This window comes from Streptomyces coelicoflavus (genome assembly GCF_003112555.1).
GTDB classification, from domain to species: domain Bacteria; phylum Actinomycetota; class Actinomycetes; order Streptomycetales; family Streptomycetaceae; genus Streptomyces; species Streptomyces coelicoflavus.
Genome location: NZ_BEWB01000018.1, coordinates 119,058 through 145,542, shown reverse-complemented (window position 1 = coordinate 145,542; position 26,485 = coordinate 119,058). Strand labels below are relative to the sequence as shown.

Here is a 26,485-nt window from a genome sequence, read left to right as displayed (position 1 = left end):
ACTTCGTCACGAGCCCTGCGGCTGGCGTGCTGCCGCCTCGGACAGGCGTGGGCCGGTGGGCAGGAACGTGGACCACTGGGCCGGGACGGGTGAGGGTTCCACGCTCTCGTAGCCGAGCCGCGTCTGGGCGATGCGGGACTCGCTCAGCTGCTTCTCGCGCTTCTTCTCGGAGGTGCCGATCCCCTTGTCGTCATCGGCGCTGTCGCTGTTGGACTGCAGGGCGTAGCGCAGTCCGGTGTCGGTGACGAGGAAGACCCCGCCCGCCTTCGTCTCGCTGCCCTGGAACTGGCGGTACAGCTGGCCGGATCCCGGTGTCACGTAGGCGCTGGAGGAGCCGGTGGGCAGTTGGGCGGGGAAGTCGGTGCTCGCCCAGGTGGACAGGGTCGTGGTGCCGTTCTTGGTGTTCACCGAGCGCAGGACGTTGCAGACGGTGTTGCGGCCGGAGTTCGCGGAGGTGCCGTCGTTGACGGTCTTCGGGCGGTACGACGGCCAGTTCCGTTGCCCCTCGAACTCGACGCTGTCGACGACCGCGCCCGGGCTGACCTGCTGGGCCTCGCCTGCCTGCCCGACATCGACGAGGGCGCCGCTGTTGAGGAGCAGGGTGGCCGTGAACTCCGAGACGCGGGCCACGGCGCCGCTCTGCACGACGTAGTACTGCATGCGTCGGCCGTCGTACGCCTTGATGACCATGCCGACCTTGTTGTACTCCCCGAGCGTGTCGGAGGCTCCCGCGTCCGCGCCGGGCGTGCCCTTGATCTCCGGGATCTCGATCGGGTCGCCCTTGTGGAGGGTGTCCAGCCACTCCTGGGAGACGCGCTGCGGAGCCCGGCCCTGGGTGTCCAGGGCCTTGAGGAGTTCCTTGTCGGCAGGGTCGGCCAGAGGGTAGGCGGAGCCGCGGGAGTCGACCACGTAGGGCGACGTGCCGTCCGGTCCGACGACGTACATCAAGTCGCCCCCGGCGAGTTTGTTCTTGCCCTCCGTCCTGGGCCATTCCTTCTCGGCGAATACGAACGCCGCCTTCTGGATGGCCCGGCCGCCGGGGCCGGGGCGTTCGCAGACCGCCCAGCGCTTGGCCTTCTCGGCCTCGTCGGGGCCGGGCAGGCGGTCGGGGGCGTAGGGGATGCCGATCGTGGCGCCGTGCGGTGGCTCGCCGCTGTCGAGGACGCCCTCGTCGACCGTGATGACGCCGTCCTTGTCGGGGTCGAGGAGGAGCTTGGCGGAGGCCATGTTGAGGACCGGGTGCAACTGCTTCCTGCCGTCGGTCTTCAGGACGACGTACCGCGTCGTGGAGTCGCTGGCCACGATCACGTGCCCTCCGACGTCGTCCCAGCCCTTCGGTGCGGTCGGGCTGAACAGTCCGACCGCACCGAACACGGCGAGGACGACGACGCCGACGACCGCGCCGGGCACGATCGCCCGCAGCGGCCGGGGGGCGCCTTCCTCCGAGCCGGAGGGTGAAGGCTGCAGAAAGGACGCGAGTGTGCGGCGCTTCGCGAAGGTGTAGGCGTTCAGTTCATCGCGCCGTGATGCCATGTGTGTTCGTCGTCTCCCCGTACGCGGGCTTGGCGGAGCGGGGGCGCAGCGGACGCCACTGAATTCCCTCTCCCGCTCCGGTTGCCTCCGGAACCTCGGCTGTCGGACCCGGCACCTACTATGCCTGTTGCCGAACGGTGCGGGAGCCACGGGTAGGCTTCCCGGGCCTGCCGTGTGCTGAGCACGATGTCTTCGGTGAGAGTTCGGGGGATTTGGAGTGATGGCTTCCGCATCGCGGACCCGGTCACGCACGCATTCGGCGCCCCGTCGGGCCGACGCTCCGCCGGACGCCGGTCGCACGGCGTCGGCTGTCCGAGCCTCTGTCACACCGCAGTTGCGGGCGCGGCCGGCCCGCGGTGGTTCCTCCGTTCTGCAGCGGTTGGTACTGCTCGAGTTGGCCGCCGCGCTGGCGGTGTGCGGCTGGCTCGTCGGGCCGGTGGCGATGGTGCCGTCGGCCGCCGTCGCCGTGGTGCTGGTGCTGCTGGCGGTGGTACGTCGACGTCGGCGCTCACTTCCCGAGTGGCTGGCCAGCCATCTTGCCCTGCGCGCCCGTCGGCGCGCGGCACCGCAGACTCCGGTGCCGCAGGACATCGACCCCAGCCTGGTCCCGGCGGTGGAGTGCGAGCCGAACCTGCGCACGTACAGCTTCGTTCACCGGGACGAGCGCGATCGTCGGCCGGTCGGCATGGTGGGTGACGGCGGCTTCCTCACCGCCGTGCTCCAGGTGGAGGCCGACGCCGGGGCGCTGCGCGCCGAGCGCGGCCGCAGACCACTCCCGCTGGCCCTGGTTCGGGACGCGCTCGACGTGGACGGCATTCGTCTGGAGTCGGCGCAGATCGTGTTGCACACGCAGACCGCGCCCGCGCCCCATCTGCCGCGGCAGTCGGTGGTGGTGGCCAACTACGCGCAGTTGCAGTCCGAGATCGCCGCCCCCGCCGTCCGCATCATGTGGATCGCGTTGAAGCTCGATCCCGAACTGTGCCCCGACGCGGTGGCCGCGCGCGGCGGCGGACTGCCGGGCGCGCAGAAGTGCCTGGTGCGGTCGGCCGAGCACCTCTCCAGCCGGCTGACCGGTGCCGGTTTCCGGGTGAACCTGCTCACCGAGGAAGAGGTGTCGTCCGCCCTCGCCACCTCGATGTGCGCCAACCCGATGGTGACCGTCCAGTCGGGTCAGGGCGACACGCCCCTGCGGCGGACCGAGGAGTCGAGCCGCAGCTGGCGCTGTGACAACCGGCGGCACACCACGTACTGGGTGCGCCGCTGGCCGCAGTTGGGCGGTCAGGGTGTCGGTCTGCCCCAGTTGGTGGCCCAGTTGACCGCGGTGCCCGCGTTGGCGACCTCGTTCAGCCTCACCCTGGCGCGGAGCGGGCACCAGGACGTGGCGATCACCGGGCACGTGCGGGTGACCGGTCGCAGCAGCCAGGAGCTGGCCGACGCACGCCGGGGTCTGGAGAACCTCGCACGCCAGGCGCGGACCGGACTCGTGCGTCTGGACCGTGAACAGCTGCCCGGCCTGCTCGCCACCCTGCCCCTCGGAGGTGCCCGCTGATGGCTGCTACGCCGTCCACCGCTCCCACTCCCCCGGCGGCCATCCCGGGGCAGCCGGTCGCGACGCTCCGGGAGCGTCTGCGGGCCGGGTTCGGGCTCCTGGGCCCACGTCATCCGCGGCACACTCTCTCCATGGCGCAGGTCGACACGCTCGGTCTGCCCGTCGGGGACGACGGTGTCGTGGTGGGGGTCAACGGCGAGGGTCAGCCCGCCGTGCTCGGGGTGAACCGCCCGACGCCCTTCGACATCCTGCTGATCGGCGGACTCTGGACCACGCAGGTCCTGGCGCTGCGTGTGGCGGCGACCGGGGCCCGGGTGGCGGTGGAGACCGGTCGCCCGGCGCACTGGGCTCAGGTGGTGCAGGCGGTCGGCGGCGGTCAGTCCGGCATGACCGTGCACGAGGTGGGCCGGGTCCCGCCCCAGGGCGCGTCGGCGACGGCTCCGGTCCTCGTCATCCGGGACTGCGGCATGCGCCCACCCCGCGGGCGGGTGGTTTCCGCGCCCTGGCAGTCCGTGCTGACACTGCTGCCCTACCTGAGTCCCCTCGCACCGCGGTTGATGCGCCAGGCGCGCCTGGTGGGCGTGCAGCGCGTCTCACCGGACGAGGCGGCGGAGATCGGCCGGGTGACCGGCCTGCCCCGCTCCGAGTACGAGGCGTTGCCGACCCTCGCCGACGGGGTCACCCTGTGGTGTACGGAGCGGGACCGGCAGTACGTGATGACGCAGCCGACCGATGTGGAGACCGGGCTGCTGGGCACGGCGCGCCGGATGGACTGATCACCGGGTGCCTCACCCCATCGGTCCGGGCGGTCCGTCAGGACTTCTGCGGTGCGCTGCCTTCGATGCCCAGTACGAGGTACATCCACTGCTTGGTCTTGGCATCGGTGGGGACTTGCGCGGACTTGACGCCGAAGAAGAGGCGGCCGTTCTGGACGATGATGTCGTTGTGCTCCATCATCGTCATCAGTCGCGCCTCGTACGGCAGCCCGAAGTAGAGGTACGGCACCTCCTCGTCCGTGCCCGGTTCCAGGGCGACGAGCGAGTTCGGGGCGATGTTGTCCTCGCTCACCCGTAGGGCCAGGAGCTGGTCACCGCTCATGCGTACCGGGTAGAGCAGTGCGCCCCGACCGGAGTCGAACTTCTTGGTGGTCTTCCCGGTGGCGAGGTCGAAGCCGATGATCCAGTTCCACGTCGGTACCTCGGGCTGGTCCTTGCTCCGGATGAAGACCTGGTCCTTGCCCACCGTGATGGTCGGGCAGTCGTCGATCAGGAGATAGTCGGTGAGGAGGCACTCGGCGACGTAGGCGCCGTTGCGGAGACTGATGGTGGCGCGGTTGTGGCCCTGGTCGTCGAGGGAGATGAGGTCGGTGACCTCGCTGTCACCGGCGGACACGGCTATGACCGCCGGGTCGACGGATGGTACCTGAACGTCGCGGACGCCCTGGTCCAGGGAATAGGTCCACAAGGCCTTGCCCGTGGCCGGGTCCAGCTTGCGCAGCTTGTACGTGATGGACCGCCAGACTCCCACGGAGAGCGGGTCCTCGCCGCTCACGCACTGTTCCCGGACGATCAGTCCGCGGCCGCCCGCGACGCCCATGTCCTGGCAGGGCGCGGTGGTTGTCGTGGACCAGCGGGTGTCACCGTTCTTCATGTCGTAGCCGAGGGTTCCACCGCCCCAGGTGACGGCCACAGTGCCGTGGGCGACGGCCACGCCGGGGCGGTCCTTGTCGGTGCCCGGGGCGTCGGCCGACTCGGATCCGGCCTGGGAGACGGGGAATCGGGCTTCCCAGACCAAGCGGCCGTCGTCGAGGTCGACGAAGGCGACCTGGTTGCACAGGGCTTCGTCCGCCCGGTCGTTCGCCCGGAAGAGGACGGCGGTGCGGTTGTCGCCGGTGACGTGGCGTGTGTAGCCGCAGATCGGGCCGTCGAGTGCGAGCCGCCACTTCTCGTCGCCCGGCGCGGCGTCGGTGCCGATGCTCATGCCGACGAGTGTCTTGTTGATGCCCTTGGCGAGGATGCGGTCCGTGGCCCACATCCCGGGCATCTCCACATGCTCCCCGGGCTTCATGTCGTCCACTGTGAACCGGAAGGCCATCTTGCCGTTGATGCTCGCGGGCGGTCTCTCGACCGTCTCACGGACGTCGAGCGGTCCCTGTGCGACCGGATCCTGCGACTTGCCCGATGCGTCGGATCCTCCGCCGCCGCGTCCCCACAGCAACCAGCCGCCGGTGCCCAGCGTCCCGGCGAGGACCAGTGCGAGCAGCGCGATCAGCAGCTTCCGGGGGCCCTTCCGTCCTGTGCCGTTGCCGCTGCCGTGGGGGCCGTGCCGGCTCTCCGTGGGCACAACGGCGGTCGGTGGGCCTGAAGGCATGGACGGGGGCGGGCCGAAGCTCACTCGGGGTCTCTTCCTCTTTCTGGGAATTCCGGTGGTTCTGTCATGGAATTCGTGCGACGGGATGACGGAGATCGTCCCCAACTATGCCGTGCTCACGATCACTCGTTGGAACCGGGTGGTGACGGACGTGGCCATCCTCCTTACGGGGGTGGGCAGATGAGACGGTGTGACGCTTCCGAAACGCCTGTGACGCGATGGGCAGGACTTCGAGGGAGGGCGGGGGCTGCCGGGGCGGGGCTCGTGATGATTAGGCTGGTGTCGGGCGCGACACCAGAACCCGTCAGCGGGCGTCGGCGTCTCAGGGGGAGAACCGGTGGATCGGACGACCTCGGACAACTTCGAATGACGAGCAAGGGTCGCCCCAGCACGGCTTGAGGGTGCTCGACCACACCAGGAGGAACTGTGAGCAGCGACCGGGACGGGATCCGCGGGGGCTGGGCCACACCCGGCGATGACCAACCCGAAGCGGAGTCCTCCATCGAGACGACCGGCGAGTTCACCATCGACTACGCGCCGCCCGCCTGGTACACGCAGAACGCGTCCGGCGACAGCGGGCACGGGGAGGGTGAGAGTGAGGGGGCCGGGGCGGCTTCCGATTCATCCGCTTCGTCCGCCGACACCTCCGGTTCGGCCGTCTCCTCCTCTCCGTCCGGTCCGGGCGTTCCGCCTGGGCCGTCCGTTCCGCCTGCTCCTCGCGGTCCCGTTCCGCCGTTGCCGGGACTGACTCCGCCGCCGCACGCGACGTCCAACGGGGCTCCCTTCGCTCCGGCTCCCGCGCCGGGGGCGCCGTTCACGCCGCCACCGGCTCCCGCTCCGGGTACCGCGTTCACGCCGCCTCCGCCTCCGGGGCCCGGTGCGCCGTTCACGCCGCCGGCGCCGCCGAGCGGGGGGCCGGCCGGGGTGCCCAGGCTGCCGGTCGGGAGCGGGTTCGAGCCGCAGCCGTCGGCGCCTGAGGGGCCCGAGCCCGGGCCGGAGGCCGACCCGGCGCCTGCCGCGGGGCTCGCGTCTCCCACCGCCCTGCCGGCGTTTCCGGCCGGCGGGTTCCAGCTCCAGGCCCCCGCTCCGCCGCCCCCGGCCGAGGAGCCCGCGGCGGTCACCGAGCCCGTGGCAGCCGCTGAACCCGAGTCCGACATCGGGGATCTCGACAACGGCGATCTCGACAGCGGCGCCACCATGCGCTTCTCCTCGGTCGCCCTCAAGCGTGAGATCGCCGAACGGGCCGCCGCGGAGGAGGCCGCCGAGGCGGAGCCTGCCGCCGGTTCCGACGAGGCCGAGGACACTCCGGACGAGGTGTCCGTGCTTGCCGACGGGACCGCGGAGCCCGAGGGCGGCGTCGGCGGTTCGGAGTCCACCGGGCGGGACGACGCCGACCCCGACTCCCATTCCCACTCCGACTCCGACTCCACTGCCGACATGGCTTCCGACGACGCGTCCGACGCGGTCGCCAGTGCCGGGGACGGCGACGTGGAGGACGACCCCCGCCTCGGCGGGCCGGTCCAGGACGCCGAGCCGGAGCCGGCCGCCCCGGCCGTCGTACCCGACCCGGAGCCCGTGTCCGAGGACGCGCCGGGCGACGAGCCCGCGGACGCGGTGCCCGCCGATGCCGCCTCACCCGCCGACGCCGCGCTCCCCGCCGACAGCGCGCCCCAGGACGCCGTTCCGCAGGACGCCACGCCCCCGGCACCCGGCGGAATGCCGCCGCTGCCTCCTTCGTACCCGCCGGTCGCGCCCGCGCCGGCCCAGCAGTGGCCCGCACAGCCGCAGCCCGCTCCCGCCGCCCCCGTTACTCCCGCTGCTCCCGAGCAGCCGGCGGTTCCGGCTCAGCAGCCTCCGTTCCAGCCGCAGGCCCCGCAGCCGGCGCCCGCCGGGTGGCACCAGCCGGCCGCCGCGCCGGTCCCGCCCGACCAGCCGGCCGCTCCGCCTGCCGCTCCGCCGACCGGATACGGCTTCCCCCAGCCCGGTGTCCAGGCTCAGCAGCCCGCGCCTCCGGCTCAGCCGCACTCCCCCGCCCAGCCCGGCGGTTACGGCTTCCCGCAGGCGCCGCACGGGCCGTCGCCGCAGCAGCCGTACCCCGGCGTGCCGCAACAGACACCGCACGCACAGCAGCCCCCGCAGGCACAGCAGATGCCACCTGCCCAGCCGGGGCAGGGCCCCAACGCGCCCCAGGCGAATCCCCAGGCACCTCAGACGCCCCAGGCGCCCCAGGCAATGCCTCAGCCAGGGCAGCAGCCGGAGTACCAGCCCCAGCCGCACCAGCCCCACCAGCCTCAGCCGCCGGCACCGCAGCCGCATCAAGCACAGCAGCCCTCCGACCCCCGGCTCGGTGCCGCCTGGCCGCAGCCCATGCAGCACGACCAGCGGCAGGCCACCAACCCGGGGGCCGCGCCGCTCGGTTACACCGCGGCCGTGGAGCTGTCGTCCGACCGGCTGGTGAACAACAAGCGGCAGAAGGCGAAGAGCAGCCGCCCGGCGGCCGGCGGTTCGCGGTTCAAGCTGGGCGGGAAGAAGGAGGAGGCGGAGCGGCAGCGGAAGCTGGACCTGATCCGCACCCCGGTGCTGTCCTGCTACCGCATCGCCGTGATCAGCCTCAAGGGCGGTGTCGGCAAGACGACCACCACCACCGCGCTGGGCTCCACGCTCGCCACCGAGCGGCAGGACAAGATCCTCGCGATCGACGCCAACCCGGACGCCGGTACGCTCGGCCGCCGGGTGCGCCGGGAGACCGGGGCCACCATCCGTGACCTCGTCCAGGCGATCCCGCACCTCAACTCGTACATGGACATCCGGCGGTTCACCTCGCAGGCCTCGTCCGGGCTCGAGATCATCGCCAACGACGTCGACCCCGCCGTGTCCACGACCTTCAACGACGAGGACTACCGGCGCGCGATCGACGTGCTCGGCCAGCAGTATCCGATCATCCTCACCGACTCGGGCACCGGCCTGCTCTACAGCGCCATGCGTGGCGTGCTCGACCTCGCGGACCAGCTCATCATCATCTCGACGCCCTCCGTGGACGGCGCGAGCAGCGCCAGTACGACGCTGGACTGGCTGTCCGCGCACGGGTACGCCGACCTCGTCTCCCGTTCCATCACGGTGATCTCCGGAGTCCGTGAGACCGGCAAGATGATCAAGGTCGACGACATCGTCGGGCACTTCCAGACCCGGTGTCGGGGTGTCGTCGTGGTCCCGTTCGACGAGCACCTGTCCGCGGGCGCCGAGGTCGACCTCGACATGATGCGGCCGAAGGTGCGGGAGGCGTACTTCAACCTCTCGGCGATGGTCGCCGAGGACTTCGTCCGCCACCAGCAGTCGCACGGACTGTGGACGTCCGACGGCAACCCGCCGCCGGTCGCCGCCCCGCCCATGCCGGGCCAGTCGACGCCCGGCCAGCCGTACCCGCCCCAACCGCAGCCGGGACAACCGGTGCCGGGCCAGCCGTACCCGCCGCAGCCGGGACAGCCGTACCCGCCGCAGCCCGGGCCCGGAGCCGGACAGCAGCCGTATCCGCAGCCCGGCTACGGACAGCAGCAGCCCTACGCCCAGCCGGGGTACGGGTACCCGCAGCAGGGGCAGCCGGGACAACAGGGACAGCAGGCGCACCCTGGACAGCCGGGACAGCCGGGACAGCCGGGGCAGCCCGGGCAGGCGCCCCCTCCGCCGCCGCAGCAGTAGCTTCCAGCCCCCTCCGAAGGCCCGCGCCGTTCCCACGGCGCGGGCCTTCTCGCGTGTGCGATCGGTAACGCCCGCCCCAGGCGTCACCCTCTCACCAGGCAGGCACCAGTGGTCTGCACCAATGAGGGTTACACGTTGGTCAACCAGCCGTTTCCGCAGGCCACATGGGGTTTGCCAGACCGTTGACGCGCGCAGAATGCCGCTGGTAGACACACTCCATTCCGCGTTCACCACCGTTCGAGCCCGCCCCACGCGAGGATGCCCGGCGTCTGCGCGTGCGATGACGCGAGGTCAGGTAGTCATGAACAGACACGATCAGCACGGCAGCGGACGTACCTCCCACCGGCGGCGGAAAACCCGCCTCCTCGCGGCAGCAGGCGCCGGCGCGCTGCTCCTCGCCTCGGGCGCGTTCGCCCCCTCGGCCTCGGCGAAGGAGGGCGGCGACGGAGGTGACGGGGGCGACCAGGTGCTCACCGTCGCCGTGGCGCAGAGCGTGGACTCGCTCAGCCCCTTCCTGGCGGTCCGGCTGCTCAGCACGAGCATCCACCGGCTGACGTACGAGTACCTGACCAACTACGACCCCAAGGACAACCACGTCATACCCGGGCTCGCCACCGAGTGGAAGTCCTCGCCGGACAAGCTGACCTGGACGTACACGATCCGCTCCGACTCCAAGTGGTCGGACGGGGAGCAGGCCACCGCCGAGGACGCGGCCTGGACGTTCAACAAGATGATGACCGACCCGGGCGCCGCCACCGCCAACGGCAGCTTCGTCGGCAACTTCGCGAAGGTCACCGCGCCCAGCCCGACCCAGCTGGTGATCCGGCTGAAGAAGCCGCAGGCCACGATGACCGCGCTGGACGTGCCGATCGTGCCCAAGCACGTCTGGGAGAAGGTCGACGACTTCTCGAAGTTCAACAACGACAAGGACTTCCCCGTCGTCGGCAACGGGCCGTTCGTGCTCACCGACTACAAGCCGGACAGTTATGTGCGGCTGAAGGCCAACAAGGACTTCTGGCGCGGCGCACCGAAGTTCGACGAGCTGGTCTTCCGGTACTACAAGGACCAGGACGCCGCCGTCGCCGCCCTGCGCAAGGGAGAGGTGTCGTTCGTCGCCGGTTCGCCGTCGCTGACGCCGGCCCAGGCGGACTCGCTCAAGGACGAGGAGAACATCCACGTCAACGACGCCCCCGGGCGCCGCTTCTACGCCCTCGCCACCAATCCGGGCGCGCGGGCGAAGGACGGGACGAGGTTCGGTGACGGCGATCCGTCGCTGCTGGACCAGCGGGTGCGCAACGCGCTGTTCATGGCGGTGGACCGCAAGGCGATCGTCGACAAGGTCTTCCAGGGGCACGCGGTCGAGGGGGCGGGCTACATTCCGCCGCGCTTCTCCTCGTACTTCTTCGAGCCGTCGGCCGACCAGAAGCTCGCCTACGACCCGGAGGCGGCCGCCGAGCTGCTCGACGAGGCTGGCTACCGGACGAACGCCGACGGCAAGCGCCTCGGCAAGGACGGCAAGCCGCTGAACTACCGCGTCCTGTGCCACGCGACCGACCCCAACGACAAGGCGGTCGGCAAGTACCTCCAGGAGTGGTGGGGCGAGCTGGGCATCTCGATCACCCTCGACTGCCTGGACAACGTGACCGACCCGTGGCTGGCCGGCGAGTACGACCTCGCCTTCGACGGCTGGTCCGTCAACCCGGACCCGGACTTCGTGCTCTCCATCCACACCTGCGACGCGCTCCCGGCGACGCCGAAGGACACCGGCGCCACCGACAACTTCATCTGCGACGAGAAGTACGACGCGCTGTACGCCCAGCAGTTGGGCGAGTACGACGCCGGCAAGCGCGCGGAGATCGTCAAGCGGATGGAGTCCCGGCTGTACGACACCGGGTACATGAACGTCATGGCGTACCCGAACGCCGTCGAGGCCTACCGCACGGACCAGATCGAGTCGATCACGACGATGCCGTCCGACGCGGGCAACATCTACGGGCAGGACGGCTACTGGAGCTGGTGGTCGGCGGTGCCCGCCGGCTCCGGGGACTCCGGCGGCAGTTCGTCGTCGACCGGGACCGTGATCGGGATCGCCGCGGGCGTCGTCGTCCTCGTCGGTCTCGGGGTGCTCTTCGCCGTCCGCCGCCGGGCGTCGGCCGACGACCGTGAGTAGCGCCACCGGCCGGGTCGTCGGGAAGCGTGCGGAGGACGGGGAGCGGGCGTCCGCGGCGCCGCGAGGGCAGCGCACCCGCAGCGGGTATCCGCGGTACGTGGCGGGCAAGTTGGCGGGCGCGGTCGTCTCCCTGTTCGCCGTCCTCGTCACCAGTTTCTTCCTCTTCCGGCTGATCCCCGGCGACCCGGTGAAGTTCATGACCGGCGGCCGTCCGGTCTCGGCCGAGCAGCTCGCCGTGTACAAGGAGGAGTTCGGGCTCGACCTGCCGTTGTGGGAGCAGTTCACGGACTACTGCGTCAAGGCGCTGACGGGGGACCTCGGGACGTCGTACCAGTTCCACGCGCCCGTCGTCGACAAGATCACCGAGGCACTGCCGAACACCTTGCTGCTTACCGGCACGGCCTTCGTGCTGTACACCGCGCTGGGTGCCTTCCTGGGCACCCGCTCGGCGTGGCGGCACGGCGGGCCCGGCGACCGGCTCAACACCGGTCTGGCGCTGACGCTCTACTCCATTCCGTCCTTCTGGCTGGGGCTGCTGCTCATCATCGTGCTGTCGGTTGGGGTGGATCCGATCCCGGGGCTGTTCCCGACCGGGGGGATGGAGTCGGGTCGTGAGGAGGGCTTCGCCCATGTGCTCGACGTGGCGCACCATCTGGTGCTGCCGGTGGTGACGCTGGTCGCCGTGGAGTACGGGCAGACGCTGCTGGTGACCCGGTCGGCGCTGCTGGACGAGATGGGCAGCGACTATCTGACGACCGCGCGGGCCAAGGGGCTCAGGGACGACCTGGTCCGGCGCCGGCACGCGGTGCCCAACGCGCTGCTGCCGACCGTGACGCTGGTCTTCGTCAATCTGGGGCGGACCGTGGCGGGGGTCATCCTCGTGGAGACGGTCTTCTCCTGGCCGGGTCTCGGCGGACTGTTCTACCAGGCGCTGAGCGTGCCCGATCTCCCGCTGGTGCAGGGGTTGTTCTTCGTCTTCGCCGCCGCGGTGATCCTGATGAACACGCTGGCCGACCTGTTGTATCCGATGCTCGATCCGAGGGTGGGCCGATGAGCGCCGAGACCACCGAACCGCCGGTGAAGCCGGGTGAACCGGGTGCGCGTGCCCTCGCCCGACGGCGTCGCCGTGCCTCCGTCGCCCGCTTCTGGAGGGAGTATCGGAGGCACCGCGCGGGGGTGTTCGGACTGGCGGCGCTGGTGCTGTTCGTGCTCGTGGCACTGACCGCGCCGCTGACCGTCGGGTCGGACGTCGACAGCGTGACCGACGCGCCGGGGAAGCCGCTGGAGAGCCCGAGCGGACGGTTCCCGCTAGGCACCGACCAGTTCGGGCGGAGCCTGCTGGGGCTGCTCGTCTGGGGCTCGCGGGTCTCGCTCCTGGTCGGGCTGCTAGCGGCGGCGCTGTCGGTGCTGATCGGCGCGCTCATCGGGATCACGGCCGGGCACTTCCGCGGCTGGTACGCCACGGTGATGATGCGGATCACGGACTGGTTCCTGGTGATGCCGACGCTGGTGCTCGCGATCGTGCTGGCGACGGTGCTGTCCCGGTCGCTCGGCACGATCGTGCTCGCGATCGGCGTGACCACCTGGCCGACCACGGCGCGTCTGGTGCGGGCGCAGACGCTGGCGGTGGAGTCCCGGCCGTACATCGAGCGGGCGAAGGCGCTCGGGGGCGGGCACTGGCACATCATGTCTCGGCACGTGCTGCCCAACGTCATGCCGCTGATCCTCGCGCAGACCACCCTGATTATCTCCTCCGCGATCCTGGCCGAGGCGACGCTGGCCTTCCTCGGGCTCGGGGATCCGATGGTGGTGTCCTGGGGCGGGCTGCTTCAGGACGCGCGGGAGGCGGGGTCGGTGAGTTCCGGCGACTGGTGGTACCTGGTGCCGCCGGGCATCGGGATCGCCGCCGTGGCGCTGGCGTTCACGCTGTGCGGGCGTGCGGTGGAGGCCGTTCTCAATCCCAGGCTGGGGGTGTCCCGTTGAGTCTGCTCGAGGTCCGGGACCTGAAGGTGACGTATCCCGGCGGTGCGGCCGCCGTGCGCGGGGTCGACCTGTCCCTGGAGGCGGGCGGGAAGCTCGGCATCGCGGGCGAGTCCGGCTGCGGCAAGTCCACGCTGGCACTGGCGCTGCTGCGGCTGCTGCCGCCGGGTGCGCGGGTCGGCGGGGAGATCCTGCTGGACGGCGAGGACGTGCTCACGATGAAGTGGGGCCGGCTGCGGGCGGTGCGGTGGGCGGGGGCGTCGATCGTCTTCCAGGGCGCGATGCACTCCCTGAACGCCGTCCACCGCATCGGCGACCAGATCGCCGAGCCGGTCGTGCTGCACCGCAGGGCCACCGCGGCCGGTGCGCGCAGGAGGGCCGGTGAGCTGCTGGAGCAGGTGGGGCTGCCGGCCGCGCGGGCGAGTGCCTACCCGCACGAGCTGTCCGGCGGCCAGCGGCAGCGGGTGATGATCGCGATGGCGCTGGCCTGCGACCCGCGTCTGATCGTCGCCGACGAGCCGACCACGGCGCTCGACGTGATGATCCAGGCGCAGATCCTGCGGCTGATCGAGGGCCTGGTGGGCGCGCAGGACGTCGGCCTGGTCATGATCAGCCACGATCTCGCCGTGCTGGCCGACACCTGCGACCGGCTCGCGGTGATGTACGCGGGCCGTGTGGTCGAGGAGGGCCCGGCCCGGCAGGTCTACGACGACGCGCGGCATCCCTACGGCCGGGCCCTGTCGGGGGCGTTCCCCAGGATCGGCGACCCGGCCTCGCGGTTCGCGCCGCGCGGGCTGCCGGGCGATCCGCCCGACCCGGCGGCCGTGCCGTCCGGGTGTGCCTTCCATCCGAGGTGCCCGGTCGTGCTGGACCTCTGTGCCACCGAGGACCAGGCACTGCGGGCGGCGGGCCCGCGGCGCCGGGCGGCGTGCGTGCACGTGGGGTCGGACGGCAGGGGCGCGTCGGGCGGCGGCGAGGCCGCCGGCGACGGCGGGCGGGCCGCCGGGCGCGGGCCTGCCGCTGCCGAACGCGGCGTGCGCGCCGAGAACACAACCGCCGGTGACGGCAGAACACCTCCCGGAGCCGGAGAGCCCGCCGGCACCGCGACACCCGGCGAGGGCCGGGCCACCGCCGAGCCCGCCGAGCCCTGCGAGCACATGGAATCCGACGGGCACGCGGAGCCGGCCGGGCACGCGGAGCCCGCCGAACGCACGGAATCCGCCGAACGCACGGAGCCCGCCGGCAACGGCGCCACCACCGACAGCTCACCATCCACCGGCGTCACGAGGCCACCCGGGAGCGGCGGCGCGAGCGGTGCCGTCGCCGGTGACGGCCCTGGTGGCGGCCCTGGTGGCGGCCCTGGTGGCGGCCCTGGTGGGACCGGGGCGGCGGAGGACGACGGAGTGAGGAGCAGTGCCCCATGAGCAGCACCAGCAGCACCACGTCCGGCGACGCGCCCGGCCGCACCCCCACCGGTGCCGCCGCGCCCCCGCTGCTGAGCGTCCAGGGACTGCACGTCACCTTCTCCGGCCGGCGCGGAGCAGCCGCCGCGCGAGCCGTGGACGGCGTCGACCTCGACATCCGGCGGGGTGAGATCGTCGCGCTGGTCGGCGAGTCGGGCTGCGGCAAGACCACTCTCGCCCGTTCGCTGCTGGGCCTGGTCAGGCCGACCGGGGGACGCGTCACTTTCGACGGTGCCCCTCTCGGGTACTCCGCCCGGGCACTCAAGGCGTACCGCGGGCGGGCGCAGCTGGTCCTCCAGGATCCGAACGGCTCACTGAACCCGCGGCACACGGTGTACGACATCGTCGCGGAGGGCCTGCGCATCCACGGTCACGCCGGGGACGAGAGGACGGCGGTCGCCGAGGCGCTGGCGCGGGCCGGGCTGCGGCCTCCTGAGCGCTTCTTCCTGCGTTACCCGCACGAGCTGTCCGGCGGCCAGCGTCAGCGGGTCGTCATCGCGGGCGCGCTGGTCCTGCGGCCCGAACTCCTCGTCGCCGACGAACCGGTGGCGTCCCTCGACGCCTCGGTGCGCGGCGAGATCCTGGCGCTGCTGCTGCGGCTGCGCACCGAGCTGGGCCTGGCCGCCCTGGTGGTGACCCACGACCTGGGGCTGGCCTGGAACATCGCCGACCGGGTCGCGGTGATGTACCTCGGCCGGATCGTCGAGACGGGCGCGGTGGAGCAGGTGCTGACGGCCCCGCGGCACCCGTACACCCAGGCGCTGCTGTCCGTGCTTCCGGAGGCGCCCGGCGCCCCGGTGGTGCTCACGGGCGAGCCGCCGGACCCGTCGTACATCCCCGGCGGCTGTCGCTTCCACGTCCGCTGCCCGGTCCTGGCGGGCGGTGAGGCCGAGCGGGCCGGCGTCGCGGACGCCTGCCGGGACGGGGAGCTGGAGATCCTGCGCGGCGGCGACGAGTCCCAGGTCGCCTGCCACTGGGCCCGTGCGGAGCGGCCCGCCGCCGAACAGGCGGGCTGACTCCGGAGAGGGGAGGGCGTCCTCAGGGCCTGGGGGCGTCCGCCGCGGTGATCTCGCGGCACCTGTCCACGTCCGCGGCCATCTGCACGAGCAGCGCGTCCAGCGTCTCGAACTTCGCCTGCCCGCGTACGAAGGCCACGAAGTCCACGGCGACGTGCAGGCCGTACAGCTCGAGGTCGACGCGGTCGATGGCGTACGCCTCGACCGTGCGCTCGGTGCCCTCGAACTGCGGGTTGGTGCCGACGGAGATCGCGGCCGGCATCGCCTCGCCCTGGGCGTGCAGCCAGCCGGCGTAGACGCCGTCGGCGGGGATCGCGGTGTGCGGGAGGGTCTCGACGTTGGCCGTCGGGAAGCCCATCTCACGGCCGCGCTGGGCGCCCCGGACGACCACGCCCTCGACGCGGTGCGGGCGGCCCAGGATCTCGGCGGCGCCTGCCACGTCGCCCTCGGCGACCAGGCGGCGGGTCAGGGTGGAGGAGAACGGCTCGCCGCCGCCCGCCTCGCCGGTGACGTACAGGTCGACGACCTCGACCTCGAAGTCGTAGACCTTGCCCTGCTCGATGAGGAAGTCGACGTTCCCGGCGGCCTTGTGGCCGAAGCGGAAGTTGGGGCCCTCGACGACCGCCTTGGCGCGCAGCCGGTCGACCAGGACCTTGACCACGAAGTCGGCCGCGGAGAGCTTCGAGAACTCCTTGGTGAAGGGGAGGATCAGCACCGCGTCCACGCCCAGGTCGGCCATCAGTTCGGCCCGGCGGTGGTGCGGGGCGAGCAGCGGAGGGTGGCTGCCGGGGCGGACGACCTCGCTGGGGTGCGGGTCGAAGGTGACGACGACGGCCGGGACGCCCAGCTCGCGGGCGCGGTCCACGGCGTGCCTGATGATCAGCTGGTGCCCGCGGTGGACACCGTCGTAGGAGCCGATGGTGACGACGCTGCGTCCCCAGTCCTCGGGGATGTCCTCCAAGCCACGCCAGCGCTGCACTGTGTCCGCTCCTTGGTGCTTCCGTGGTTTCCATGGTTTCCGTGGTGACCCTTGCGCAGGACTAAGGGTGCCATGCCGTCCGGCTCCCGCCCGCATCGGCATCGGCGCTGTGACCGGGTGCACGCCGTACGGGCCCGGCGAGGGCCGTGGCGGGGGCGCGGCCGGTCAGGCGGGGACGCGGACGCCCGCCAGGCGCTCGATCGTGCGCCGGGTGCTCGGACCCACCAGCGCGGCCCAGTCCTGGGGCGCGTCGGTGAGCCAGCCGGTCAGCCGGGTCGCGAACCCGGGGAGGTGGCGGGCCAGGTCGACCAGGGCGCGGTCGAAGCGGGTCGCGCCGTCCGGGCTGCGGACCAGGAGCAGCCCGGTGCGGTGGACCAGGTCCCGCAGCTCCTCCCCCGCCCACCGGGCGGCGGCGTGCAGCAGCGCGTCCAGGACGGCGGGTTCGTGCTCGTGGGCGAACAGGTGCTCCCGCAGTTCACGGCGGAGCGGGGCGCCCGCCGCGGCGCCGTCGGCGGCGAGGACGGTGGCGAGCGCGGCCCGCACCGGCTCGGGACCGTCGTCCAGGAGGCGGGTGACCAGCGGGAGGAGTACGGCGCCGGGTGCGGGGTCCCGGTCGAGGCGGCGGTCGACGTACGCGGCCAGGTGTCCGGCGGTCTCGGGGCGCTCCGCGACGGCCCGCCCGACGAGGTCGGCCACCCGGTGGGCCAGCGCGGGCGTGGTGGCGTCGGCGAGCGTGCGCAGCGCCTCGCCGGCGTCCGGGCCGAGCAGGCGGGCCCGGAAGGCCTCGAGGACGGGCCCGGGGTGGGTCGGCAGGGCGGTGGCCACCGCGCTCGGCGGGAGGTACGGGTCGCGGGCGGCGAAGTGGTCGAGGGCTCTGGGCAGGTGGCGGTCGCGGCAGCCCGGGTCCTGGACGAGCAGGGCGAGCGCGCCGCCGCGCAGGGGGCTGCCGGAGGGGCCGGCGAGCAGCATCAGGGCGGCGTGGCGGAGCAGGGTGCGGTCGGCGCCGGTGCGTGCGTGCGGGGCGGTGCGCAGGCCATGGGTGACCGCCGCGGTCTGCCGTTCCATGCGCTCGTCGCGCGCCCACCGCTCCACCGCGCGGCAGAGCGCCGACGGCTCCTCCTCGGCCAGGACGCCGAGCAGTTCGTCGGCGCGTCGGTGCGCGCTGTCGACGAGCACCTCGGTGAGGCCGTCCAGGCCGCGGTGCCGGTGGGTGTGCAGCAGCGCCTGTGCGGCCGTGGCGACGGTGGCGTGCGGCGTGGCGGGCAGCGGCCGGTCGTCGTCGAACCAGCGGACGAGCAGCGGTTGTACGGCCGCGGGGTCGGCGGTGAGCAGTCCGGCCACGGTGTCGAGGTGGCGGGGGCCGGGCGCGTGCGGGGGGCCGTCGGCCAGGACGAGGCGGCGCAGCAGGTCGAGACGGGTGGCCCCGGGTAGGCGCAGGGACGTCCAGAATCCGGGGCCGAAGTCTCGAGGCGTCGGCCGGCCTTCTCCGCCCCGTTCCGCGATGCCGTCGGCGAGCAGTCGCAGCACCTCCGTGTACGGCGTCGCGTCGGGTACGCGGGTCAGCACTTCGGCGAGCAGCCGGGCGGCCCACCAGGAGTGCGGGTCGAGGTCGAGGGCGTGCACCAGCTCTTCGAGGGTCAGGGCGAGTTGGGGGACGCCGTGCTGCCGGGCGAGGAGCAGGACCGCCTCGACGACGGAGCCGATGCGGTGGTGGGGGACGGGGAGGGTGTGCGTGCCGTGCGGGGTGCCACGGCGGTGGACGAGGGCGCGCAGGGCCTCGTCCAGGTCGAGGTGGGTGCCCTGGATCCAGTCGGCGACTTCCTCGTGGGCGAAGCGGTAGCCGCTGCCCGCGGGGACGAACAGGCCCTCGGCGAGCACGGCGGGCGCCCAGCCGGTGCCGCCGCCCAGCCGGGCGGGGGCCGGCCCCCACGGGAACAGCGCCTCGAAGGACTCCCGGTCGAGGGCGCCCTGCCCGGGCCCGAGGCTGCGGCGGGCGGCTTCGTGGACCTGCCCGGAGACCTTCGCCGCGAGCCGGCGCACGGCGGTGCCGTGCAGGCCGTTCTCCCCGGCCAGGCGGTGGGCGACACGCAGGCACATCAGGTCGAGGTACGCCTCGAAGACCGCGTCGCGGGTGACCGGTACCGGGGCCGGGGTGCCGGGGAGTGCGGCGTGGACCTCCGAGAGCAGGCGGAGGGTGAGGGGGTGCCCGGCGTCCGCTTCCGCGAGGACGCCTTCCGGTACGCGGTGGCGTGCGCGCGCCTGGCGGGCCTCGTCGCCGCACAGGTCGCCGAGACGGACGCAGGGCGGGAGTCCGGCTGGTGCGGCGGACGCCGGTTCCGGTCCCGGCCCACCGGCGGCGACGGGGGGCGGCCACGGCGCGTCGGGGGTCACCCCGGGTGCCGGCGCGGGCCCACGGGTCGCCTCCGGTGGCGATGCGACTCCACGGGTCGCCTCCGGTGCCGGTGCGGCTCCGCGGTTCGCCTTCGGTGCCGGTGCGGCTCCGCGGGTCGCCTTCGGTGCCGGTGCGGCGGACGCCGGTTCCGGTCCCGGCCCACCGGCGGCGACGGGGGGCGGCCACGGCGCGTCGGGGGCCGCCCCGGGTGCCGGCGCGGGCCCACGGGTCGCCTCCGGTGGCGATGCGACTCCACGGTTCGTCTCCGGTGCCGGTGCCGGTGCGGCTCCGCGGTGCGTCCCGGGTGCCGGCGCGGGCCCGCGAGGCGTCCCCGGTGCCGACACGGCACCACGGATCGCCCCAGGTGCCGGCGCGGCTTCGGCCGGTCCCGGCGACGGTGCCCTGTCGGCCGCGCCGCGCGGCGGCACGGCGCGGTCCGCGTCGGACGCCGGCTTCCGGGGCCCCCGGAGCTCCGGAAGCCCCCGCGCGCCCCCGGCCGACCCGGACAGCCACCCCTCCCCCGCCGCCCCCGCCACTCGTCGGTCGGCACCGGCACCGGCACCGGCACCGGCACCGGCCGCGACGAATCCCGCTCGCCCGGTGTCCGGCCCGTACAGCAGCTCCCTGGGGAACTCCGCCCCCGCGTGCTCCCAGTACTCGGCGCGGCAGGCCACCACGAGCCGTGCTCCCGTCTCCCGCAGCCAGCCGGCCGTGCCCTCGGTCCACTCGGGGAGGCGGTGGGCCAGGACGGGCGGCATCTCCTCGGGGCCGTCGAGGAGGACTAGGAGGGGCCGTCCGGCGGTGCGGGCCAGGTGGGCGAGACGTTCCGGGGTGATGTCGCCGAGGCCGGCGGGGCGGGAGGGGGCCGAGGCGGCCACGATGCGGGCCGCCCTGGCCAGCGTCCGGCGGGCCGCGTCGGCCAGCGACATGTCGTCGTCGTGCAGATCGGCCCCTCGCAGCCACAGCGTGGGCGCCGCTTCCCGGCCCCGGGAACGGCGGGCGGCGAGGGCCGCCAGCTCGGTCGTACGGCCGCTGCCCGGCGCGCCGACCAGGCCGAGGACGCGGGCGGGGCTCGCGGCGAAGGCGGCGAACGCGGCGGCCGTCGCCGCGCGTCGCACCGGTTGCGCCGCGTCCGCTCCGCCGACCGGGCCGGCGGCGGGGTTCCCCTCCGTGACCGATGTCGCCGTGAGGGCGAGCACCCCGGCCAGGTTGAGGTCGGCGCCGTACGCCGGGACCGTCGCCGCGTTCTCGGCGAGGAGGGCGGCGAGCGGGCCGGTGGCCGCGCGGCGCAGCGGTACGGCGAAGCCGACGTCGCTGTGGCCGGAGCTGAGGGCGGTGCCGACGACGCCGAGCACGGCGCCGGTCGTCACGTCGAGGACGGGTCCGCCGGCCGCGCCGCCGCCGAGGCGCAGGGCGTCCCGCCCGGACGTGCCGACGGCCAGCTCCAGGGCGTCGCCGAGGAGGTGGAAGCGGTCGGTGGCCGTGTAGGTGACGTCGGTGGAGCCCAGGACCCGGGCCTCGCGCCAGCCGCCCGCGGCGATGCGGACGTAGGTCCCGGCCTCGACGCGGTCCCGCGCGGTCAGGGGCAGCGGGTCGACGCCGAGGCCCTCGGTGCGGACGAGGGCCAGGCCGAGGGCGGGCAGCGGGGTCACGTCGGCGGCGGCCACCACGCGGCGGCGGTCCCCGGCGGTGCTCAGGACCAGCCGGGACAGGCCGTCGACGGCTTCGTGGCTGGTGAGCACCGTGCCGTGGTGGTCGGCGACGAATCCGGTGCCCCGGGGGCGGCCGGCGAGGTCGTGGACGCGGATCAGGGCGGCATCGGGCGGCTGTCCCGTTGCGTCGGCCTCCCGGACGGCCGGCAAGCCGCCTCGCGCCTCCCGGGAGCCGTCCCCGGGCCGCTCCCCCGCCGTGCCGCCCGTCGCCTCCCGGGACCGGTTCCGCGACGCCATCGTCGAACCTCCCCGCCGTACACCCCTGCTGTGTGCTCGACGGTAGGCGCGTGATGATCAGCGGGACAGATCCCCTGACGAACGCGCCCCCTTCCACTCCCCCGGTTCACTCCGAGCGCCTGCCCGGACGGGTGAACAGAAGGGGTGGGCTGGATAGACCCTAGAGGGTGGGGGAACCGAGGGGGGACCGTGGAGCGGCGGCAGTGGTAGTCCCCGTGATCGCCGCTCCACGGGCGGACCTGACTGTCCGTCGGTTCAGCCGAAGACGGCCAGGCTCTTCGCCTTGCCCTTGTGCTCCTCCACGAGCGCGAGGAGGCGCCCGTCGGGATCGAAGACGGCGACGGCACCGGCGCCCGCGTACTGCTCGGGCATCTCCAGCCGTACGCCGTTGGTGAGCAGCCGGGCCCGCTTGGTGTCGACGTCCCAGCGGGGGAAGGCCGCACCGGCCGCGTCCGCGACGGGCATGACGGTGAGGTCCTGCTGGAGCTGGTCCAGCGTCCGGGCGCTGTCCAGCTTGTACGGGCCGACGCGGGTGCGGCGCAGCGCCGTGAGGTGCCCGCCGACGCCGAGACCGGCGCCCAGGTCGCGGGCGAGGGCCCGGATGTAGGTGCCGGAGGAGCAGGTCACCGAGACCACCAGGTCGAGCACCGGGGTGCCGTCGTCGGCGACGGCGTCCCGGACGTCGTACACCGCGAAGGAGGAGACGGTGACGGGGCGGGCGGGGATCTCGAACTCCTCGCCCTCGCGCGCCCGCTTGTAGGAGCGCACGCCCTTGATCTTGATGGCGCTGACCTTGGACGGCACCTGCATGATGGCGCCGCTCAGCTCGGCGACGCCGGCGTCGATCGCCTCCCGGGTGACCTTCGAGGCGTCTCGCGACCCCGTGATCTCGCCCTCGGCGTCGTCGGTGAGCGTCGTCTGCCCGAGCCTGATGGTGCCCAGGTACTCCTTCTCGGTGAGGGCGAGGTGCCCGAGGAGCTTGGTCGCCCGCTCCACCCCGAGGACCAGGACGCCCGTCGCCATCGGGTCGAGCGTGCCGGCGTGCCCGACGCGCCGGGTGCGGGCGATGCCCCGCATCTTGGCGACGACGTCGTGCGAAGTGAAGCCCGACGGCTTGTCGACGATGACAAGGCCGTCGGGCGTGGTGTGCTTCTCGCTCATTTAGCGGTGTCGTCCGTCTCGTCGGCCTCGGTGTCGTCCTCGCCCGGCTTGCGGTACGGGTCCGCCTCGCCCGCGTACGCGGCGCCCGCGGACGCCTCGCGCACCTTCTCGTCGGACTGCCGCGCCCGGTCGAGGAGGTCCTCGATGTTGCGGGCGGTGTCCGGCAGGGCGTCCATGACGAAGGTCAGGGTCGGCGTGAACTTCACGCCCGCGGCCTTGCCGACCTCGGAGCGCAGGATGCCCTTGGCGCTCTCCAGGCCGGCGGAGGCGGCCTTGCGCTCCTCCTCGTCCCCGTAGACCGTGTAGAAGACGGTCGCCTCCCGCAGGTCACCGGTGACCCGCGTGTCCGTGATGGTGACGTGCGAGCCGAGCCGCGGGTCCTTGATCCCGCGCTGCAGCTTCTGGGCCACCACCTCTCGGATGAGGTCCGCCAGCCTTTTCGCCCGCGCGTTGTCGGCCACTGGTCCGTCTCCCGTTCTTTCTTCTCTTGCCCGATCCGGCTTCTCTTGCCCGATCCGGTCGATCCGGTCTTCTGCCCGGTCTGGTCAGTCGTCGTCGCCGTGGAAGCGCCGCCTCACCGACAGCAGTTCCACCTCGGGGCGGCCGGCCACCAGCCGTTCGCACCGGTCGAGCACGTCGCTGAGGTGGCCCGCGTCGCCGGACACCAGGGCCAGGCCGACGACGGCCCGGCGATGGAGGTTCATGTGCTCCACCTCCGCCGCGCTCACCGCGTACTTCCGCTGGAGTTCGGCGACGATCGGGCGGACGACGGAGCGCTTCTCCTTCAGCGAATGTACGTCGCCGAGGAGGAGGTCGAAGGACAGCGTCCCCACATACATGTGAAACCGGTTCACCCGCCGGTCCGGGATCGATGGCCCCGCCGCGAACGGGCGGGATCATCTGAACCGTACAACGAACGGCCGGGGCCGATCGACGGATATTGTGCTCCGCCGACCGGCCCCGGACCGGTCACTCCCGGAAGTCGCGGTACTTACACCCGCGGCTTCTCGCGCATCTCGTACGTCGCGATGACGTCGTCGACCTTGATGTCGTTGAAGTTTCCGAGGTTGATACCGCCCTCGAAGCCTTCGCGGATCTCGGTGACGTCGTCCTTGAAGCGACGCAGGCCCACGATGTTGAGGCTCTCCGCGATGACCTTGCCATCGCGCAGCAGACGCGCCTTGGTGTTGCGCTTGACCTCGCCGGAGCGGATGAGGACACCCGCGATGTTGCCCAGCTTGGAGGAGCGGAAGATCTCGCGGATCTCCGCCGTGCCCAGCTCGACCTCTTCGTACTCCGGCTTGAGCATGCCCTTGAGGGCCGCCTCGATCTCCTCGATCGCCTGGTAGATGACCGAGTAGTACCGGACGTCCACGCCTTCGCGCTCGGCCATCTGCGCGGCACGCCCTGCGGCGCGCACGTTGAAGCCGATCACGATGGCGTCGGAGCCCATCGCCAGGTCGATGTCGGACTCCGTGACCGCACCGACACCGCGGTGCAGGACGCGGATGTCGACCTCTTCGCCGACGTCCAGCTGGAGCAGGGAGGATTCCAGCGCCTCGACCGATCCGGACGCGTCGCCCTTGATGATCAGGTTCAGCTGCTGGACCTCGCCGGCCTTCAGCACCTTGTCCAGGTCCTCCAGGGACACGCGGCGCGTGCGCTTGGCGAACGCGGCGTTCCGCTCGCGGGCGGCACGCTTCTCCGCGATCTGGCGGGCCGTACGGTCCTCGTCGACCACGATGAAGTTGTCACCGGCGCCCGGGACGTTGGTCAGACCCAGCACCTGGACCGGCGTGGACGGACCCGCCTCGGCGACGTTGTTGCCGTTGTCGTCGAGCATGGCGCGGACGCGGCCGTAGGCGTCGCCCACCACCATCGTGTCGCCGACCCGCAGGGTGCCTCGCTGCACGAGGACCGTCGCCACGGCACCGCGGCCGCGGTCGAGACGGGACTCGATGGAGATGCCCTGCGCGTCCTGGTCCGGGTTGGCCCGCAGGTCGAGCGAGGCGTCGGCCGTGAGGATCACGGCCTCCAGCAGCGAGTCGATGTTCTGACCCTGCTTGGCGGAGATGTCGACGAACATGGTGTCGCCGCCGAACTCCTCGGCCACCAGGCCGTACTCGGTCAGCTGACCGCGCACCTTGGTCGGGTCGGCACCCTCGACGTCGATCTTGTTGACCGCGACGACGATCGGGACGTCGGCCGCCTGGGCGTGGTTGAGCGCCTCGACCGTCTGCGGCATGACGCCGTCGTTGGCCGCGACGACCAGGATCGCGATGTCGGTCGACCGCGCACCACGGGCACGCATGGCGGTGAACGCCTCGTGACCCGGGGTGTCGATGAAGGTGATCTTGCGATCCTCTTCGTTGACCTCGGTCGCTACCTGGTAGGCACCGATGTGCTGGGTGATGCCGCCGGCCTCGCCCGCGATGACGTTCGTCTTGCGGATGGCGTCGAGCAGTCGGGTCTTTCCGTGGTCGACGTGGCCCATGACGGTCACAACCGGCGGACGGACGACCAGGTCCTCGTCGGAGCCCTCGTCCTCGCCGAACTCCAGGTCGAAGGACTCGAGCAGCTCGCGGTCCTCCTCCTCCGGGCTGACGATCTGAACCGTGTAGTTCATCTCGCCGGCGAGGAGCTGGAGCGTCTCGTCGGAGACGGACTGGGTCGCGGTGACCATCTCGCCGAGGTTCATCATGACCGCGACGAGCGACGCCGGGTTGGCGTTGATCTTCTCCGCGAAGTCGGTGAGCGACGCACCGCGCGACAGGCGAATGGTCTCGCCGTTGCCGCGAGGCAGCATCACGCCGCCGACCGACGGGGCCTGCATGGCCTCGTACTCCTGGCGCCTCTGCCGCTTCGACTTGCGACCGCGACGCGCGGGACCACCGGGACGGCCGAAGGCGCCCTGCGTGCCACCACGGCCACCGGGACCGCCGGGACGACCGCCGAAGCCGGGACGGCCACCGCCGCCACCGAAGCCACCGCCGGGACGACCGGCGAAACCGCCGCCGCCACCCGGACGACCGCCACCGCCGCCACCGGGACGACCGGCGAAACCGCCGCCGCCACCGGGACGACCGCCGCCGCCGGGACGACCGGCACCGCCGGGACCGCGACCGCCGCCACCGGGGCCGGGACGCGGGCCGGCAGCGGGACGCTGCGGCATCATGCCGGGGTTCGGACGCGGGCCGCCGCCGGGACGGGGACCTGCGCCGCCGCCCTGCGGACGGGGCATCGAGCCCGGGCTCGGACGGTTGCCGCCCGGAGCCTGGGGACGGGGACCGCCGCCCTGGCCGCCGGGACCCTGCGGACGGGGACCGCCGCCGGGAGCACCACCGGGACCGCCCGGGCGGGGGCCGCCCTGCGGACGGGGCGCCTGCGGGCGCGCCATGCCGGCGTTGCCGCCGGAGGTGAAGGGGTTGTTGCCCGGACGCGGACCGCCGGGACGGCCGCCGGGACGCTGGCCCGGAGCGCCGGGACGCTGGCCACCGGGACGGCCCTGGCCGCCCTGCTGACCGCGGTCCTGACCCGGACCGGACGGACGGGCACCGCCGGGCTTGGGGGCACCGGGACGCGCGCCACCGGGCTTCGGACCGGCCGGAGCCTGGGACGAAGCGGCCGGGGCGGCCGGAGCGGCCGGCGGAGCGGTGAACTCCGGGGCGGCCGGGGCCGGACGCGGCGCGGGCTTGGGGCCCGGCGTCGGGCGCGGACCCTGGGACGGCGCCGGCGCGGGGGCCGACGGAGCCGCGGGCTCCTCGGCGGCCGGAGGCTTGGGAGCCGCCGGAGCCGCGGGACCCGGACGGGGCGCAGCCGGACGGGCCGCCTGCGCCGGGGAGGGCGCCGACGGCCTGGGGGCAGCCTTCTTCGGGGCCGCGGGACGACCGGCGGACCGGCCGTTTCCGCCACCCTGCTGGAAGGCGTCTGTCAGCTTGCGTACTACGGGCGCTTCGATCGTCGAAGACGCCGAACGGACGAATTCACCGAGTTCCTGGAGCTTGGCCATGACGACCTTGCTCTCGACGCCGAACTCCTTGGCGAGTTCGTAGACCCGGACCTTAGCCACTTCGCTCCTCTGAGGTCCGGGTTGCGTCCGGACCGTCGCTAGTTCATGGGCGTACTCATCGCGTACTCATCGAGTGCTCATCGCAATCTCGACCTGCTTTCGACTCGCGAGGTACCAAGCCGCGCGGGGTCTCGCGCGGCATGTCTTCCTTACCATGT

General features: G+C 73.0%; 15 protein-coding genes and 1 pseudogene. 8 read left to right on the top strand and 8 right to left on the bottom strand.

The window, feature by feature from the left end:
- Positions 1–6: 6 nt before the first annotated feature.
- Positions 7–1,533, bottom strand: coding sequence for a type VII secretion protein EccB (gene eccB / locus Sco07f_RS35275; protein ID WP_108990276.1), 1,527 nt, complete (start codon positions 1,531–1,533; stop codon positions 7–9).
- 220 nt (positions 1,534–1,753) lie between these two features.
- Here eccB and eccE point away from each other — a divergent pair, with 220 nt between their 5' ends.
- Positions 1,754–3,082, top strand: coding sequence for a type VII secretion protein EccE (gene eccE, locus Sco07f_RS35270; RefSeq protein ID WP_167468316.1), 1,329 nt, complete (start codon positions 1,754–1,756; stop codon positions 3,080–3,082).
- On the top strand, positions 3,082–3,858 hold the full coding sequence (locus Sco07f_RS35265) for a hypothetical protein (protein WP_007387831.1): 777 nt from the start codon (positions 3,082–3,084) through the stop codon (positions 3,856–3,858). The genes eccE and Sco07f_RS35265 overlap by 1 nt, the downstream gene beginning before the upstream one ends.
- Positions 3,859–3,895: 37 nt before the next feature.
- Here the strand turns inward: Sco07f_RS35265 and Sco07f_RS35260 are convergent, their stop codons facing one another.
- Positions 3,896–5,425 (bottom strand): outer membrane protein assembly factor BamB family protein, encoded by a 1,530-nt coding sequence (locus tag Sco07f_RS35260; RefSeq protein WP_244942217.1) that lies wholly within the window; start codon positions 5,423–5,425, stop codon positions 3,896–3,898.
- A gap of 453 nt (positions 5,426–5,878) precedes the next feature.
- Between Sco07f_RS35260 and Sco07f_RS35250 the strand changes: the two genes are divergently transcribed.
- The 6 genes and pseudogenes from Sco07f_RS35250 (at position 5,879) to Sco07f_RS35225 (ending at position 15,777) form a co-directional block, all read left to right on the top strand.
- A complete protein-coding gene (locus Sco07f_RS35250; protein ID WP_108990272.1) occupies positions 5,879–9,148 on the top strand; it encodes an SCO5717 family growth-regulating ATPase in 3,270 nt (1,089 codons plus the stop codon).
- Between the two features lie 301 nt (positions 9,149–9,449).
- Positions 9,450–11,318 (top strand): ABC transporter substrate-binding protein, encoded by a 1,869-nt coding sequence (locus tag Sco07f_RS35245; protein ID WP_108990271.1) that lies wholly within the window; start codon positions 9,450–9,452, stop codon positions 11,316–11,318.
- Entirely contained in the window at positions 11,311–12,372 is a 1,062-nt protein-coding gene (locus Sco07f_RS35240) for an ABC transporter permease (RefSeq protein ID WP_108990270.1), read from the top strand. Before Sco07f_RS35245 ends, Sco07f_RS35240 begins: the two co-directional genes overlap by 8 nt.
- Positions 12,369–13,301: an ABC transporter permease gene (locus Sco07f_RS35235; protein ID WP_087789370.1), complete on the top strand. Its 933-nt coding sequence runs from the start codon at positions 12,369–12,371 to the stop codon at positions 13,299–13,301. The genes Sco07f_RS35240 and Sco07f_RS35235 overlap by 4 nt, the downstream gene beginning before the upstream one ends.
- Positions 13,298–14,359, top strand: a pseudogene (locus Sco07f_RS35230) (ABC transporter ATP-binding protein); the annotation flags it as partial. The gene Sco07f_RS35235 and the pseudogene Sco07f_RS35230, both read left to right, overlap by 4 nt.
- 359 nt (positions 14,360–14,718) lie before the next feature.
- Complete coding sequence (locus tag Sco07f_RS35225) at positions 14,719–15,777, top strand: ABC transporter ATP-binding protein (RefSeq protein WP_108990269.1); 1,059 nt, start codon at positions 14,719–14,721, stop codon at positions 15,775–15,777.
- A gap of 22 nt (positions 15,778–15,799) precedes the next feature.
- Here the strand turns inward: Sco07f_RS35225 and Sco07f_RS35220 are convergent, their stop codons facing one another.
- From Sco07f_RS35220 to infB, 6 genes are all read right to left on the bottom strand, one after another.
- Complete coding sequence (locus Sco07f_RS35220) at positions 15,800–16,756, bottom strand: bifunctional riboflavin kinase/FAD synthetase (RefSeq protein ID WP_007444996.1); 957 nt, start codon at positions 16,754–16,756, stop codon at positions 15,800–15,802.
- Between the two features lie 165 nt (positions 16,757–16,921).
- Positions 16,922–21,097: a trypsin-like peptidase domain-containing protein gene (locus Sco07f_RS35215; RefSeq protein ID WP_108990268.1), complete on the bottom strand. Its 4,176-nt coding sequence runs from the start codon at positions 21,095–21,097 to the stop codon at positions 16,922–16,924.
- A 255-nt stretch (positions 21,098–21,352) separates the two neighbouring features.
- The gene (gene truB, locus Sco07f_RS35210; protein ID WP_108990267.1) at positions 21,353–22,258 is read right to left on the bottom strand and encodes a tRNA pseudouridine(55) synthase TruB; all 906 of its coding nucleotides are present in this window, start codon (positions 22,256–22,258) and stop codon (positions 21,353–21,355) included.
- Entirely contained in the window at positions 22,255–22,719 is a 465-nt protein-coding gene (gene rbfA, locus Sco07f_RS35205; protein ID WP_087789374.1) for a 30S ribosome-binding factor RbfA, read from the bottom strand. Before rbfA ends, truB begins: the two co-directional genes overlap by 4 nt.
- Before the next feature lie 84 nt (positions 22,720–22,803).
- Entirely contained in the window at positions 22,804–23,097 is a 294-nt protein-coding gene (locus Sco07f_RS35200; protein WP_003973319.1) for a DUF503 domain-containing protein, read from the bottom strand.
- Between the two features lie 152 nt (positions 23,098–23,249).
- A complete protein-coding gene (infB, locus tag Sco07f_RS35195; RefSeq protein ID WP_087789375.1) occupies positions 23,250–26,327 on the bottom strand; it encodes a translation initiation factor IF-2 in 3,078 nt (1,025 codons plus the stop codon).
- Between the last annotated feature and the right edge of the window lie 158 nt (positions 26,328–26,485).

Excerpts from the sequence above, each read along its gene's own strand:
- eccB (WP_108990276.1), bottom strand. The coding sequence starts at position 1,533 with ATGGCATCACGGCGCGATGAACTGAACGCCTACACCTTCGCGAAGCGC.
- eccE (WP_167468316.1), top strand. The coding sequence starts at position 1,754 with ATGGCTTCCGCATCGCGGACCCGGTCACGCACGCATTCGGCGCCCCGT.
- Sco07f_RS35265 (WP_007387831.1), top strand. The coding sequence starts at position 3,082 with ATGGCTGCTACGCCGTCCACCGCTCCCACTCCCCCGGCGGCCATCCCG.
- Sco07f_RS35245 (WP_108990271.1), top strand. The coding sequence starts at position 9,450 with ATGAACAGACACGATCAGCACGGCAGCGGACGTACCTCCCACCGGCGG.
- Sco07f_RS35235 (WP_087789370.1), top strand. The coding sequence starts at position 12,369 with ATGAGCGCCGAGACCACCGAACCGCCGGTGAAGCCGGGTGAACCGGGT.
- Sco07f_RS35225 (WP_108990269.1), top strand. The coding sequence starts at position 14,719 with ATGAGCAGCACCAGCAGCACCACGTCCGGCGACGCGCCCGGCCGCACC.
- Sco07f_RS35215 (WP_108990268.1), bottom strand. The coding sequence starts at position 21,097 with ATGGCGTCGCGGAACCGGTCCCGGGAGGCGACGGGCGGCACGGCGGGG.
- truB (WP_108990267.1), bottom strand. The coding sequence starts at position 22,258 with ATGAGCGAGAAGCACACCACGCCCGACGGCCTTGTCATCGTCGACAAG.
- Sco07f_RS35200 (WP_003973319.1), bottom strand. The coding sequence starts at position 23,097 with ATGTATGTGGGGACGCTGTCCTTCGACCTCCTCCTCGGCGACGTACAT.